The following is a 14,799-nucleotide window of genomic DNA, read 5'->3' as shown; positions in this document are numbered from 1 at the left end:
CGAGCTGACATCGGCTGAGCCTCTTCAGGCTGACACCGGCCGAGCCGCGGGCCTACAACGTCCGGTGTCCGGGCCGACGGGGGTCGAGCTCTTCGGGGGGTCGACGCTGCCCGGCGTTCGGGCCGACACCGGCCGGGTTGCGGACCGGCCGCCCCCGATTCTCCGGGCCGCCCCCGATTCTCCGGGCCGACCGCGCTGACCTTCCGGGCCGGCCGCCTGACCTTCCGGGCCGGCTGCCCCGACTTTCCGAGTCGGCTTCTCCCCGACCTTCCGAGCCGGCCACCCCGGACCTCCCGGGCTGGCCCACTCGACCTGCCGGGCAGATCACCCTCCGACCCTCCGCGCCGAGCACTCCCCGTCCCCGTGCCGAGCACCCCCCGACCGCGCGCCGACCGCGCCCGACCTTCCGCGCAGGCTTTCCCGGCCTTTCCGGTCTGCGCCTCTCTTCCGGGCGGCGCACCCTCCCGACCACCGGGCCGAACGCTCCCGACCCTCCGAAACCAGCTGCTCCCCACTTCCAAGCTGGCCGCCCCCTTCAGGGCTGCGCGCCCCCGCCCCCCGAGCCGAGCACCCGGTGCTGCCGATCCGAAGCCGCGCGCCGGGCCCCCACCCCGGTCACCCCTGCACCGCGAGGACGAGCGGCAGTACCCCCTTCGCACCGGCCCGGCGGAGCAGACGTGCCGCGACCGCGAGGGTCCAGCCGGTCTCCGTGAAGTCGTCGATCAGCAGCACCGGACCGTTCGCCTCGGCCAGTGCCGTCGCGAGGGCGGGCGGCACCGCCAACGCGCCGTCGAGCGCCTTGAGCCGCTGCGCGCTGTTGCTGCGCGACACCCGGGGCGCGTCCTCGTCGTACGTCACGGACCCCAGCAGCGGCAGCCGCCCGGTCTCCGCGATCCGCGCGCCCAGGGAGCGCACGAGCTGAGGCCGGGTGCGTGAGGCGACGGTGACCACTCCCACCGGCCTCGGCTGGGCGCTCTCGGCCCCGGGCGCCCAGCCACCGGGTCCCTTGGCCCAGTCGGCCAGCACCTCGATCACGGCGCGGGCCACGTCGTCCGGCACGGGCCCGTCCGGCGTCCGCGGCGCGAGCAGCGGGCGGAGCCGATTGCCCCAGCCGATGTCCGAGAGCCGCCCCAGCGCCCGCCCCGGCGCCGCCTGCTCACCGGCCGGAATACGCCCCTTGAGGCCGATCCCGATGGCCCCGAGCCCGGTCGGCCACATCCGCCGGGGCTCCACCTCCACCCCCGCGCGGCCCAGATCACTGCGTGCCGCGTCGAGGGCCGCCGAGGAGGCGTCGGCCGCGAAGCGCGGCCCTGCGCAGTTGTCGCAGCGGCCGCACGGCTTGGCCCCCTCGTCGTCCAGCTGCCTTTGCAGGAACTCCATCCGGCACTCGGTGGTGCTCGCGTACGCGCGCATCGCCTGCTGCTCGGCCGCCCGCTGCCGCGCCACCCACGCGTACCGCTCGGCGTCGTACGACCACGGCTGCCCGGTCGCGAGCCAGCCGCCCTTGACCCGGCGCACCGCCCCGTCCACGTCGAGGACCTTGAGCATGGTCTCCAGGCGGGAGCGGCGCAGCTCGACCAGGGGCTCCAGGGCGGGCAGGGACAGGGGCTTGTCCGCGCGGGCGAGGACGTCCAGGGTGCGCCGCACCAGTTCCTCGGAGGGGAAGGCGAGCGAGGCGAAGTACTCCCAGATCGCCTCGTCCTCCCGGCCCGGCAGCAGCAGCACCTCCGCGTGCTCCACCCCGCGCCCTGCGCGGCCCACCTGCTGGTAGTAGGCGATGGGGGAGGAGGGCGAGCCGAGATGGACCACGAATCCGAGATCGGGCTTGTCGAAGCCCATGCCGAGCGCGGAGGTGGCGACCAGCGCCTTGACCCGGTTGGCCAGCAGATCCTCCTCCGCCTGCTGCCGGTCGGCGTTCTCCGTCCGGCCCGTGTACGAGGCGACGGTGTGGCCCCGCTGCCGCAGGAACGCGGTGACCTCCTCGGCGGCGGCGACCGTGAGGGTGTAGATGATGCCGGAGCCCGGCAGATCGTCGAGATGGTCGGCGAGCCAGGCCATCCGGTGCGCCGCGTCCGGGAGCCGCAGCACCCCGAGGCTCAGGCTCTCCCGGTCCAGCGGGCCGCGCAGCACCAGCGCGTCGGAGCCGCCACCGGTGCCCAGCTGCTCGGCGACGTCGGCGGTCACCCGGGCGTTGGCCGTCGCGGTCGTGGCCAGCACGGGGACGCCGGGCGGGAGGTCGGCGAGCATGGTGCGCAGCCGCCGGTAGTCGGGGCGGAAGTCGTGGCCCCAGTCGGAGATGCAGTGCGCCTCGTCCACGACCAGCAGTCCGGTCGCCGCGGACAGCTTGGGCAGGACCTGGTCGCGGAAGTCGGGGTTGTTGAGCCGCTCGGGCGAGACGAGTAGGACATCGACCTCGCCGGCGGCGATCGCGGCCTGCACGTCCTCCCACTCCTCGGTGTTCGAGGAGTTGATGGTCCGGGCGTGGATACCGGCGCGGGCCGCCGCCTCCACCTGGTTGCGCATGAGCGCGAGCAGCGGCGAGACGATCACGGTCGGCCCGCTGCCCCGGGCCCGCAGCAGCGAGGTCGCCACGAAGTACACCGCGGACTTGCCCCATCCCGTGCGCTGCACGACCAGCGCCCGGCGCCGGTCGGCGACCAGCGCCTCGATGGCCCGCCACTGGTCCTCGCGCAGCCGGGCGGCGCCCGTGGTGTCCCCGACGAGCCGGGCGAGGACGGCATCCGCCCCTGCCCGGAGATCCGCGTTGCTCGTGTGCTCGTGCTCCATGCGTTCCATACAACAGGACGGGACCGACGAACGGGCGGGCCGCCCGCAGATCTGTGGACAACCCTCGACGGCTTGTCGTGTCCCTGATTCGACTTATCCACAGGCCCGAGCGGGTTCGCGGGATCCGCGAGATCGTCGGCGCATGACGAATCACAGCGAAACCACCGCGCAGGTCACCCTGCGCAGCCCGGCCGAACTGGCCGACGCCCTGCCCTATCTGCTGGGCTACCGACCGGAGGACAGCATGGTCCTGGTCGCCTTGCACGACAGCGACGGCAAGGGCAGGTTCGGCGGCCGGGCCCGGCTCGGCATCCCCGCGCACGAGGAGGACTGGGAGGAGGCCGCCCGGCAGCTGGCCCGGGGCCTGGTCACCAGCAGCGAGCGGCGGGGCGCCAAACCCGAACAGCTGGTGGCCTACGTCTGCCAGGAACCCGCCCCGGGAGAGCGCGGCCGGGACGTCAAACGCCGTCTCGCCCGCCTCGCCCATCTGCTGCGCATCCAGTGCGGCGACCTGGACGTGCCGGTCATCGAGGCACTCTGCATCTCCGACGGCCGCTATTGGTCGTACTGCTGCCCCGCCGAGGACTGCTGCCCCGAGGACGGTACGCCGATGGGCCTGCCCGGCACCTCCGTCCTCGCCGCCGCGGCCACCTACGCCGGCATCCAAGTCCGGGGCACCCTCAAGGAGTTGCGCGCCCGGCTCCAGCCCTGGGAGGCCGCCGCGGCACGGGAGCAGGAGGTCGCCCTCGACGCGGGCGGGCTGGCCCTGGTGCCCCGCATCCTCGACGAGGCGGGGCGCGCGGAGGTCGCCGAGGAGACCATCGTCCTCGCCGAGCGCGTCATCCACCGCCTCGCCGCGGCGACCCCGGTCGCGGGCGCCCTCCCGGCCGACCTGCGCGACGACGGCCTGATCGGACACGACGAGGCGGCCCGGCTGATCCTCGGCCTCCAGGACCGCAACACCCGCGACCGCGCCGCCGCCTGGATGGAGGGCGACGAAGCGGCCCCCGCGCTCCGGCTCTGGCGCGCCCTCGCCCGCCGCTGCGTCGGTCCGTACGCCGAGCACGCCGCCCCTCCGCTGACCCTGGCCGGCTGGGTCGCCTGGTCCATGGGCGATGAACTCGAAGCCCGCGAGGCCCTGGCCATGGCGCTGGGCGCCGACCCTGACTACCTCTTCGCCCGCCTTCTGCACCAGGCGTGCAATGAGGGACTGGACGTGGAATCGATCCGCCGGTGCCTGCGGGTGGGGCGCCCCGGGGGAGCGCCGGGCGCGGAACCTTCGGCAGACGCCTCGGGGGCGACCGAACCCCCGGGACGCGCGGAAAGCATGGCTGGCCCGGCACCCGCAGGCGAACCGGATCCGGCCGCGCGCATCCGTCGCAGGCGCCGGTTGCGGTCCGCCCTCGCCGCCGCCGGGGACGGCCCCCGCGCCGCCCGCGTGCCCGGGCAGCGGCGTCGTCCGGCGAGCCCCGGTCAGGCCGCCGGCCGGGCTCCGCGCGCGAGCACCCGGCACCCGGCGGGCACCCGCATGCCCGCCAAGGGAACGGAGGAGACCACGACCTGAACCGGACGGGAACCTGCCTCGCCTCCCATAACGCGACGAAGCGGAAGCACCGGCGGTGCCGCCGGCGAAGGGCGTGTTTATCGTCAGGAAGACGACTATGATCGCGGCATGCCCTACGACCCGTCAGCCTTTCCGCCCTTCGCCGTCACCGTGGACCTGGTCGTGCTGACCGTTCGCCGTCATGCGCTGTGCGCGTTGGCGGTCCGCCGGGGCGAGTCACCCTTCCAGGGTCGATGGGCGCTGCCCGGCGGCTTCGTACGGGCCGACGAGGACCTGAGCCAGGCGGCGGCGCGCGAACTGGCCGAGGAGACCGGGCTGCACGCGCACGACCCCTCGACCCCGGCCCAGGACAACGGAGCGCACCTGGAGCAACTCGCCACCTACGGCGACCCCGACCGGGACCCGCGGATGCGTGTGGTCAGCGTGGCGCACCTCGCGCTCGCCCCCGACCTGCCCGCACCCCGCGCGGGCGGCGACGCCAGCAATGCGCGCTGGGCCCCGGTCGAGGAACTGCTCCAGCAGGGCGGCTACGGCCGCGACGGCGAGCCCGTCGCGCCACTGGCCTTCGACCACGCCCAGATCCTCGCCGACGGCGTGGAGCGGGCCCGCTCCAAGATCGAGTACTCCTCGCTGGCCACCGCGTTCTGCCCGCCCGAGTTCACCGTCGGCGAGCTGCGCCGGGTGTACGAAGCGGTGTGGGGGGTGGCCCTCGACCCGCGCAACTTCCACCGCAAGGTCACCGGAACCCCCGGGTTCCTCGTCCCGACGGGAGGCACGACCACACGCCAGGGCGGCCGCCCGGCCCAGCTCTTCAGGGCCGGTGGCGCCACGCTGCTCAACCCGCCGATGCTGCGCCCCGAGGTCTGACCGGCGCCGCGGAGCCCGGGCGTGGGCGCAAAGGGCAGGACCCCCGTTGCGTCGAACGGTGGACAGGCACGGGTGCAGGGGCGTGGCATGCATCGCCAAACCGCCCCATACACCAAAAAACCGGACATCGCACGCTATCTTGGTGCAGGTGATCCAAGCCTTCGGACTAACCAGCACCTCCCGCAAGGCGCGGCCGCCCGCTGTCGACGACGTCTCCTTCGAAGCGCGCGCCGGCCGGATCACCGTGCTCCTGGGGGCCACCGGTGCGGGCAAGACCACGGCCCTGAGGCTGATGCTCGCCCTGCGCCCCGGTCGCGGCATCACCTACTTCAGGGGACGGCCCCTGTACCGGATCGCCCATCCGGCACGTGAGGTCGGCGTGCTGCTCGGCGACGTACCGGGGCATCCGGCCCGCTCGGTCCGCGGACATCTGCGCATGCTGTGCGCGGCGTCGGGCGTCCCGGGGCGCCGCGCCGACGAGGTCCTCGAAGCCGTCGGCCTCGTCAGCTTCCGCGAGGAACGGCTCGGCACGCTCTCGCGCGGCATGGATCGCAGGCTCGGCCTGGCCTGTGCCCTGCTGCCCGACCCGCACACGCTCGTCCTGGACGACCCCACCCGCGGACTCTCCCCCGGCGAGGCGCAGTGGCTGCACGGCATGCTGCGCGCCCACGCCGATCAGGGCGGCACCGTACTGACGACCACAGGCGACCCGAGGGAGGCCGCGCGCATCGCCGACCGGGTCGTCACGCTCGACGCGGGCAGGCTCGTCGCCGACCAGCCGGCCGGGGAGTTCGCCCGCACCCGGCTGCGCCCGCGCGTGGCCGTGCGCAGTCCGTACGCCGGGCGCCTCGCGGCCGCGCTCACCAAGGAGGCCCGCACCGGCCGTCGTTCCGTCGAGGTCGTACGTGAGGGCGGCAACCGCCTCTCCGTGTACGGCACCACGACCTCGGTGATCGGCGAGACGGCCTTCCGGCACGGCATCCTCGTCCACCAACTCGCCGACGAGATCGGCGACATGGGTCCCGGCTCCGCCGCGGACGGCGCGCTGTCCGAGCGTGCGCCGACCGTGGGCGGCCCGGCGGGCGGTCGTACGCCACCGGAGCGCGAGAAGACCGTGTTCGGCTTCTCCGCGTCGGACCCGCTCACCATGACGCGCACGGAGTCCACCACCTCGGCCCCCGCCGCGCGGAGGCCGCCTCGGCCCAACTCCTCGGCGGCACCGGCGCTCTCGACCGCATCAGCCCCGGGCCCGGCCTCGTCGGCCGAGCCCGCCGAGGCCCCGCACCGGGCCGAGGCGCGCGCGGCTGTCGACGCCGAGACCGCCGCCCCCCACCCCGGGAGGCCGGAAACCGGCCGGACACGCCTCATCCACGCACGCCTCGTTCCGACCCGCCTCGTCCCGTCCCGCATCGCCACCACCCGCATCTCCGCCCTCCGCACCCTCCTGCCCGGCGCCAGAAGCCCGTTCGCCCGTCAGTCGTGGACGATGAGCCCCGAGACCCGGACCGGCGGGAACGACGCCGGCGCTCACTCCTTCGACACGGACTCCCCCCTCCCGCCCCCCATCTCCGTCCGTCCCGCCCCCACCCCACTACGCCCCCTGCGATACGAGATCCGGCGGGCCGCGGGCGTCGGCACCGGGTTCCTGACCTGCGGCGCGGTGCTCGTGCTGTCCGTGCTGACCGCCGTGGCGCTGGCCGGAATCGGCCACACCCCGCAGGCGCGGCTGTTCGCGGCCTGGCCCCGGGAACTGCCGCTGCCGCCCGTCGCGCTCGCCGCCGGACTGCTCGGGGCGCTGGCCTTCGGGGACGAGTTCCGCCACCCCGCCCTCGCCGCGGACCGCGGCACCGTGCCCCGCCGACTCGGGCTGCTGACCGCGAAACTCCTCGTCACCGGCGCCACCGCGGCACTGCTCGCCTTCCTCGTCGCGGGCTGCGACGCCGAGGCGCTCTATCTCGTCTACGGCAGGGAGCTGACCCAGGTTCCCGATGACTGGCTCTCGCTGAGCGCGAGTTGGATCGCACTCGTCATCGGGTGTGCCTGGGCCGGTGTGCTCGCGGCCGGCGTCTTCCGCTCCACCTCGGGCGGGCTCGCCGCCGTCCTCGCCGTACCCGTGGCCGTCGTACCCCTCATGCACACGGCGTTCCGGGGTCCGGCCGAGCGCACGGTGGCCGATCTCCCGTCGCGGATGCGGGAGGTGTTCCTGCTCCAGTGGCCGTTCGGAGGGGACCGGTACCTGCTCGCGGTGGCGCGGATACTCGTCCAACCCGTAGGTGGCGCAATGGCGTTGTCCCTCGCGGCACTGCTGTGCGCGTATCTGTTCACAACCCTGCGCGCCAGGGCCTGATGACCGGGGTTCTTGCGGTTCTGATGCCGCTTGTGCCCACAACTCCCCGTGGGTAGCTCGTTTCTTTCCGATAAGGCGTCAATTGCGACGGGGTGAGCGATCACCCTTTCGTGTGCTTTTCACCAAAGACCTCAAGGGAGTTGGAAACGACGCCGACAAAGGATCCGTGAGTACCCTTGCGCACACCATGATGACCGCCGCCCGTTCCACCGACTCCGGTCTGGTCGGTCCGGGCGAACTCGACCGCTACTCCTACGGCGACGCCCCGGTGGGCGATCGCGTCGGAACGCCCGCCTGGGACGGAGGCGAATCCGAGCTGGGCCGGGTCGGCCGGCGGCCCGCGGGCAACCGCGGCCGCGGGCTGCACGGCCAACTCGTCCAGCAGCTGGGTCAGATGATCGTCTCGGGCGACCTGGGCGCGGACCGTCCGCTGGTGCCCGAGGAGATCGGCCAGCGCTTCGAGGTCTCCCGCACCGTCGTCCGCGAGTCCCTCCGCGTCCTGGAGGCCAAGGGCCTGGTCAGCGCCCGGCCGAACGTGGGCACGCGGGTGCGTCCGGTCAGCGACTGGAACCTCCTCGACCCGGACATCATCGAGTGGCGGGCCTTCGGCCCCCAGCGCGACGACCAGCGCCGCGAGCTCAGCGAGCTGCGCTGGACCATCGAGCCGCTCGCCGCCCGTCTCGCCGCCGGACACGGCCGCGAGGAGGTGCAGCAGCGCCTGTCCGACATGGTGGAGATCATGAGCCACGCCATGGCGCAGGGCGACGCGCTCACCTACTCGCGCGCCGACACCGAGTTCCACGCGCTGCTCATCCAGGTCGCGAGCAACCGCATGCTGGAGCACCTCTCCGGCATCGTCGGCGCCGCCCTCCAGGTCTCCGGCGGCCCGGTCACGGCCTGCGACCGGCCGAACGACGCGTCCCTCGCCCAGCACGCGCGGATCGTCGACGCCCTCGGCACCGGCGACGGCGGCGCGGCGGAGGCCGCCATGCGCCAGCTGCTCACGGCGCATCCCGAGGTGGAGCGGGTGGTTCCCGCCCCGCGCGAGCACTGACCCGCCCCGCGGGCGGTGCGGTCGCCGGTGTGCGGCGTCCCCGCGGTTCCCATGGCGCGTCGGCCCGGGTGCAGGTCGTCACACCCGCCGTCGCCGGACCCCGCCGGATCCCTTCAGGAGCCCGGCGGGGTCCGGCGATGCGGCGGGCGATACCTTTTGCCCATGTCTGACCGTCTTTGTTCGCTTACGGGGTGTGACTCGGGCCACGCAGAATGGGCGTAACACTCATGGGAACAGCGCGATGACCTAAGAGGTGACAGCCGCGAAGGGAATACGGACGCCAGACATGGCGCTGTGCATCTTCCCGGCCCGCGCCCGCGCCGTCGGCCCATCCCCAGGCCGGTGGTCGGTTCCCGTCCGCAGTGGACGGTGCCGGAAGCCGTTTTCCAACGTTCCGAGAGGTTGTTCGTGTCGGCCAGCACATCCCGTACGCTCCCGCCGGAGATCGCCGAGTCCGTCTCTGTCATGGCGCTCATTGAGCGGGGAAAGGCTGAGGGGCAGATCGCCGGCGACGATGTGCGTCGGGCCTTCGAAGCTGACCAGATTCCGGCCACTCAGTGGAAGAACGTACTGCGCAGCCTCAACCAGATTCTTGAGGAAGAGGGTGTGACGCTGATGGTCAGTGCAGCAGAGCCCAAGCGCACCCGAAAGAGCGTCGCAGCGAAGAGCCCGGCCAAGCGCACCGCCACCAAGACGGTCGCGGCGAAGACGGTGACCACCAGGAAGGCCACCGCCACCACGGCCGCCCCCGAGGCGTCCGCCACCCCGGCCGATCCCGCCGATGAGGCCTCGCCCGCCAAGAAGGCCGCGGCCAAGAAGACGACCGCCAAGAAGGCGGTTGCCAAGAAGACCACCGCCAAGAAGACGGCGGCAAAGAAGACCTCGGGCAAGAAGGACGACGCCGAGATCCTCGAGGACGAGGTCCTTGAGGACACCAAGGTCGGCGACGAGCCCGAGGGCACCGAGAACGCGGGCTTCGTCCTGTCCGACGAGGACGAGGACGACGCGCCCGCGCAGCAGGTCGCCGCGGCCGGCGCCACCGCCGACCCGGTCAAGGACTACCTGAAGCAGATCGGTAAGGTCCCCCTGCTCAACGCCGAGCAGGAGGTCGAGCTCGCCAAGCGCATCGAGGCCGGCCTGTTCGCCGAGGACAAGCTCGCGAACGCCGACAAGCTCGCCCCGAAGCTCAAGCGCGAGCTGGAGATCATCGCCGAGGACGGCCGCCGCGCCAAGAACCACCTGCTGGAGGCCAACCTCCGTCTGGTGGTCTCCCTGGCCAAGCGCTACACCGGCCGCGGCATGCTCTTCCTGGACCTCATCCAGGAGGGCAACCTCGGTCTGATCCGCGCCGTCGAGAAGTTCGACTACACCAAGGGCTACAAGTTCTCCACGTACGCCACCTGGTGGATCCGACAGGCGATCACCCGCGCCATGGCCGACCAGGCCCGCACCATCCGTATCCCGGTGCACATGGTCGAGGTCATCAACAAGCTCGCCCGTGTGCAGCGCCAGATGCTCCAGGACCTGGGCCGCGAGCCCACCCCGGAGGAGCTGGCCAAGGAACTCGACATGACCCCGGAGAAGGTCATCGAGGTCCAGAAGTACGGCCGCGAGCCCATCTCCCTGCACACCCCCCTGGGTGAGGACGGCGACAGCGAGTTCGGTGACCTCATCGAGGACTCCGAGGCCGTCGTCCCCGCGGACGCCGTCAGCTTCACCCTCCTCCAGGAGCAGCTGCACTCGGTCCTGGACACCCTCTCCGAGCGCGAGGCCGGCGTCGTCTCCATGCGCTTCGGCCTCACCGACGGCCAGCCGAAGACCCTGGACGAGATCGGCAAGGTCTACGGCGTGACGCGTGAGCGCATCCGCCAGATCGAGTCCAAGACCATGTCGAAGCTGCGCCACCCGTCGCGCTCCCAGGTGCTGCGCGACTACCTCGACTAGTCCGCGATCCGGCCCACAGGGCCGGTCGTACGACACCGAAGGCCCGGCTCCCCTCGTGGGAGCCGGGCCTTCGTGCTGCGAGCGGAGACCATGTGGATCACTCTGGGTTCTCCAGTTACCGCCCTGAGTGAGGAGTCGACATGCGCCGTTCCCCTGGCCGTGCACTGATCCGGCCGCTCGTCCTCGCGGCCACCGTCACCGCCATACCCCTGATGAGCGCGTCCCCGGCGGCGCCCACGGCGGTCCGGAGCGTGGTCGTGGGGGGATTCCCCATCGATGTCTCGCAGGCCCCGTGGACGGTGGCGCTGTCCAGCCGTGACCGGTTCGGAGGCACCCGCGCGGGCCAGTTCTGCGGCGGCGTCGCGATCGCCCGCACCACGGTGCTCACGGCCGCCCACTGCATGAACGAGGACGTCCTCGGGGCGCCGCCCGCCCGCGTGCGCGACCTCAAGGTCATCGCGGGCCGTACGGACCTGCTGTCCGACGGGGGTCAGGAGATCGCCGTACGGGACGTCCGGGTCAATCCGGGCTTCGACAGCGCGACGAACTCCGGCGACTTCGCCGTCGTCATGCTCGCCGAGCCACTGCCGCAGAGCGCGGTCATCGCGATGGCGGGACCGGGCGACCCGGCCTACACGCCGGGCACCAAGGCCCTGGTCTCCGGCTGGGGCGACCTGACCGGTGGCGGCGCCTACGCGCACCGGCTCCATGCCGCGGATGTGCATGTGCTCGCCGACGACCGTTGTGGCCGCGCCTATCCGGGCGGCCCGGACGGCGTCTACCGGGCCGCCAGCATGCTCTGCGCGGGAGAGGCCGCCGGGGGCCCGGACGCGTGCCAGGGGGACAGTGGTGGCCCGCTGGTGGCCGGCGGGCGGCTGATCGGGCTCGTGTCCTGGGGCAGCGGCTGCGGGCGGGCCGGGAGCCCCGGCGTCTACACCCGTGTCTCCGAGGTCGTACGAGCCCTCGGGACGGGCGGCGACGGCGGGGACGGGAAAGCGCCCGCAAAAGCCCGCGAGAGGCTCCTCAGGAGCTCCTGAGGGTCCTGCGCGGGGGTGATGAGGATATGAGCACGGGCGGTCGCTCCAGGGAGGAGCGGCCGCCCGTGCATCGGCCTGTGCCGGTGCTGGCTCGTCGTCCGTAGGAGATTCAGTGCTCTTCTTCGGAAGCGGTGCTCGGCGCGGTCGTCAGCCGCTCCGTCTCGTCCTGTATCTCAGCGGCGATCTTCTTGAGTTCCGGCTCGAACTTGCGACCGTGGTGGGCGCAGAAGAGCAGCTCTCCGCCGCTGAGCAGGACGACGCGCAGGTATGCCTGGGCGCCGCAGCGGTCGCAGCGATCAGCGGCCGTCAGCGGGCTCGCGGGGGTCAGAACAGTAGTCACGTCGCCTCTTCTCTAGCTCGACGAGCTGTCGTACCAGGGTCAACATCCAACCAGCCCGAAAACGTTCCCGCTCGTGGCTTTTCCTGGAAAAAATCTTCCGAGGCGGCTGTCTGCTGCCGGTTGGCGGCGAATGTGCCGTAGTGCGTGTTGGGGATGCTTACGGGTTCGCGCTGTCTAGTATCTCGGTCCTCCCGGCTGGCTTGCCGGTTGTTCATGAGGACGTGCCCGGAGCCTAAATGGTTCATGCCTCCAAGGGAACGTGATATGCACTTCACCCCAACGAGGGATCGAACGTGTATACGAGCCTGGACTAGTCTGAGTAGCCGACGAGGGTGGCGTTACACCGGCTCTACCAGGCCTCGGTACCCTCTGACGGGCAACTGAAGCCTCCCCCTTACCCAGAAGGGGGCAACCTGAAATTCAGCGAGGAGCGAACCGCGTGACCGCCGATACGTCCGTGCCGTCCACAGCGCTGCTGGCAGGAGCAGACCGCGACGGTTCCAACTACACCGCGCGGCACCTGCTCGTCCTCGAGGGTCTTGAGGCGGTGCGCAAGCGTCCGGGCATGTACATCGGATCGACCGACAGCCGCGGTCTGATGCACTGCCTGTGGGAGATCATCGACAACTCGGTGGACGAAGCCCTCGGCGGCTACTGCGACCACATCGAGGTGATCCTCCACGACGACGCGTCCGTGGAGGTGCGCGACAACGGCCGTGGCATCCCCGTGGACGTGGAGCCCAAGACCGGCCTGTCCGGCGTGGAGGTCGTCATGACCAAGCTCCACGCGGGCGGCAAGTTCGGCGGCGGCTCGTACGCCGCCTCCGGCGGTCTGCACGGCGTCGGTGCCTCCGTGGTCAACGCGCTCTCCGCCCGCCTCGACGTCGAGGTGGACCGCGACGGCAACACCCACGCCATCAGCTTCCGGCGCGGCGTGCCGGGCGCCTTCTCGGGCTCCGGAGCGGACGCGAAGTTCGAGGCCAAGAGCGGTCTGCGCAAGGCCAAGAAGATCCCCAAGTCCCGCACCGGCACGCGCGTGCGCTACTGGGCGGACCGGCAGATCTTCCTCAAGGACGCCAAGCTCTCCCTGAACACGCTGCACCAGCGCGCCCGGCAGACCGCCTTCCTGGTGCCCGGCCTGACCATCGTCGTCCGCGACGAGTTCGGCCTGGGCGAGGGCGGCAGCAAGGGCGAGGAGTCCTTCCGCTTCGACGGCGGCATCAGCGAGTTCTGCGAGTACCTGGCGGCCGACAAGCCGGTCTGTGACGTGCTCCGCTTCTCCGGCAAGGGCACCTTCAAGGAGACCGTCCCCGTCCTGGACGAGCACGGCCAGATGACCCCGACCGAGGTCGCCCGCGAACTGGGCGTCGACGTCGCGATGCGCTGGGGCACGGGCTACGACACGAATCTTCGGTCCTTCGTCAACATCATCGCCACCCCCAAGGGCGGCACTCACGTCTCAGGCTTCGAGCAGGCCCTCACCCAGACGATGAACGACGTGCTGCGCGCCAAGAAGATGCTGCGCGTGGCCGAGGACAACATCGTCAAGGACGACGCCCTGGAGGGCCTCACCGCCGTTGTCACCGTGCGCCTGGCCGAGCCGCAGTTCGAGGGCCAGACCAAGGAGGTCCTCGGCACCTCGGCGGCCCGTCGCATCGTGAACCAGGTGGTCGCCAAGGAGCTGAAGGCGTTCCTGACCGCCACGAAGCGGGACGCCGCAGCCCAGGCCCGGGTCGTCATGGAGAAGGTGGTCGCCGCCGCCAGGACGCGTGTCGCGGCCCGTCAGCACAAGGACGCCCAGCGGCGCAAGACCGCCCTGGAGTCCTCGTCCCTGCCGGCCAAGCTCGCCGACTGCCGCAGTGACGACGTCGACCGCAGCGAGCTGTTCATCGTCGAGGGCGACTCGGCGCTCGGCACCGCCAAGCTGGCTCGGAACTCCGAGTTCCAGGCCCTGCTGCCGATCCGCGGCAAGATCCTCAATGTGCAGCGCTCGTCGGTGACCGACATGCTCAAGAACGCCGAGTGCGGCGCGATCATCCAGGTCATAGGAGCGGGCTCGGGACGCACCTTCGACATCGACCAGGCCCGCTACGGCAAGATCATCATGATGACCGACGCCGATGTGGACGGCTCGCACATCCGCTGCCTGCTGCTCACGCTGTTCCAGCGCTACATGCGGCCCATGGTCGAGGCCGGCCGTGTCTTCGCCGCGGTGCCGCCGTTGCACCGCATCGAGATCGTCCAGCCGAAGAAGGGCCAGGACAAGTACGTCTACACGTACTCGGACCGCGAGCTGCGCGACAAGCTCATGGAGTTCCAGACCAAGGGCGTCCGCTACAAGGACTCCATCCAGCGCTACAAGGGCCTCGGCGAGATGGACGCCGACCAGCTGGCCGAGACCACCATGGACCCCCGCCACCGCACCCTGCGCCGCATCAACCTCTCCGACCTCGAAGCCGCCGAACAGGTCTTCGACCTCCTGATGGGCAATGACGTGGCCCCTCGCAAGGAGTTCATCTCCGGCTCGGCGGCGACCTTGGACAGGTCGCGGATCGACGCGTGACGCCTGCGGCCGGCCGGGGCGAGAGTCCCGGCCGGTGGGGGTTCGGCTGAAGCCGTGCGCGTGGGTCGGGAGGGGCCGGGGTGGTCCTGGCCCCTCCAGGGCACGTCGACGTACCGGGATCGGCACGTCGACATGTCGACATGCGTTTCGGTGAGGGCGGTCTGCGGGGAGTGGGCCGCGGGTTTGTCCCTGGGGCGGCTCGGTCGGCTCACGCGACTCTCGCGGCGGGTGGCGTTGCCGTAGCGCGACAGCCACCGGGGGTTGCGCATGGCCAGGTCCCGTCCGAGAAGCACCCG

At 71.9% G+C, this 14,799-nt stretch carries 9 protein-coding genes; 7 read left to right on the top strand and 2 right to left on the bottom strand.

Translation table 11 applies throughout. The features are described 5' to 3' along the window. Positions 1-615: 615 nt before the first annotated feature. The gene (locus HEP81_RS11050; protein ID WP_037663213.1) at positions 616-2,796 is read right to left on the bottom strand and encodes a RecQ family ATP-dependent DNA helicase; all 2,181 of its coding nucleotides are present in this window, start codon (positions 2,794-2,796) and stop codon (positions 616-618) included. A 133-nt stretch (positions 2,797-2,929) separates the two neighbouring features. On the opposite strand from HEP81_RS11050, the gene HEP81_RS11045 reads away from it, so the two are divergent. The 6 genes from HEP81_RS11045 (at position 2,930) to HEP81_RS11020 (ending at position 11,600) form a co-directional block, all read left to right on the top strand. After that, positions 2,930-4,351 (top strand): DUF4192 domain-containing protein, encoded by a 1,422-nt coding sequence (locus HEP81_RS11045; RefSeq protein ID WP_051850670.1) that lies wholly within the window; start codon positions 2,930-2,932, stop codon positions 4,349-4,351. 108 nt (positions 4,352-4,459) lie between these two features. Further along, the gene (locus HEP81_RS11040; protein ID WP_037663211.1) at positions 4,460-5,218 is read left to right on the top strand and encodes an NUDIX hydrolase; all 759 of its coding nucleotides are present in this window, start codon (positions 4,460-4,462) and stop codon (positions 5,216-5,218) included. Positions 5,219-5,357: 139 nt separating this feature from the next. Further along, positions 5,358-7,565 carry an ABC transporter ATP-binding protein gene (locus tag HEP81_RS11035; protein WP_479681814.1) on the top strand — a complete coding sequence of 736 codons (2,208 nt, stop codon included), beginning with the start codon at positions 5,358-5,360 and terminating at the stop codon, positions 7,563-7,565. 166 nt (positions 7,566-7,731) lie between these two features. Beyond that, positions 7,732-8,619, top strand: a complete 888-nt coding sequence (locus HEP81_RS11030) for a FadR/GntR family transcriptional regulator (RefSeq protein ID WP_078967281.1) — start codon at positions 7,732-7,734, stop codon at positions 8,617-8,619. A gap of 408 nt (positions 8,620-9,027) precedes the next feature. After that, on the top strand, positions 9,028-10,563 hold the full coding sequence (locus HEP81_RS11025; protein WP_037654354.1) for an RNA polymerase sigma factor: 1,536 nt from the start codon (positions 9,028-9,030) through the stop codon (positions 10,561-10,563). A gap of 140 nt (positions 10,564-10,703) precedes the next feature. Next, a complete protein-coding gene (locus HEP81_RS11020; RefSeq protein WP_051850073.1) occupies positions 10,704-11,600 on the top strand; it encodes a serine protease in 897 nt (298 codons plus the stop codon). 109 nt (positions 11,601-11,709) lie between these two features. Here HEP81_RS11020 and HEP81_RS11015 read toward each other — a convergent pair whose 3' ends face one another. Further along, positions 11,710-11,940: a DUF7455 domain-containing protein gene (locus HEP81_RS11015; RefSeq protein ID WP_037654102.1), complete on the bottom strand. Its 231-nt coding sequence runs from the start codon at positions 11,938-11,940 to the stop codon at positions 11,710-11,712. 439 nt (positions 11,941-12,379) lie between these two features. Here HEP81_RS11015 and HEP81_RS11010 point away from each other — a divergent pair, with 439 nt between their 5' ends. Further along, a complete protein-coding gene (locus tag HEP81_RS11010; RefSeq protein ID WP_037654104.1) occupies positions 12,380-14,503 on the top strand; it encodes a DNA gyrase/topoisomerase IV subunit B in 2,124 nt (707 codons plus the stop codon). Positions 14,504-14,799 lie beyond the last annotated feature (296 nt).

Source organism: Streptomyces griseofuscus, assembly GCF_014673495.1.
Classification (GTDB): domain Bacteria; phylum Actinomycetota; class Actinomycetes; order Streptomycetales; family Streptomycetaceae; genus Streptomyces; species Streptomyces murinus.
This window is presented reverse-complemented; position numbering and strand designations above follow the sequence as displayed.

Bases quoted from the DNA above. Each gene is read 5' to 3' on its own strand.
- HEP81_RS11050 (WP_037663213.1), bottom strand. From the start codon at position 2,796: ATGGAACGCATGGAGCACGAGCACACGAGCAACGCGGATCTCCGGGCA.
- HEP81_RS11045 (WP_051850670.1), top strand. From the start codon at position 2,930: ATGACGAATCACAGCGAAACCACCGCGCAGGTCACCCTGCGCAGCCCG.
- HEP81_RS11040 (WP_037663211.1), top strand. From the start codon at position 4,460: ATGCCCTACGACCCGTCAGCCTTTCCGCCCTTCGCCGTCACCGTGGAC.
- HEP81_RS11020 (WP_051850073.1), top strand. From the start codon at position 10,704: ATGCGCCGTTCCCCTGGCCGTGCACTGATCCGGCCGCTCGTCCTCGCG.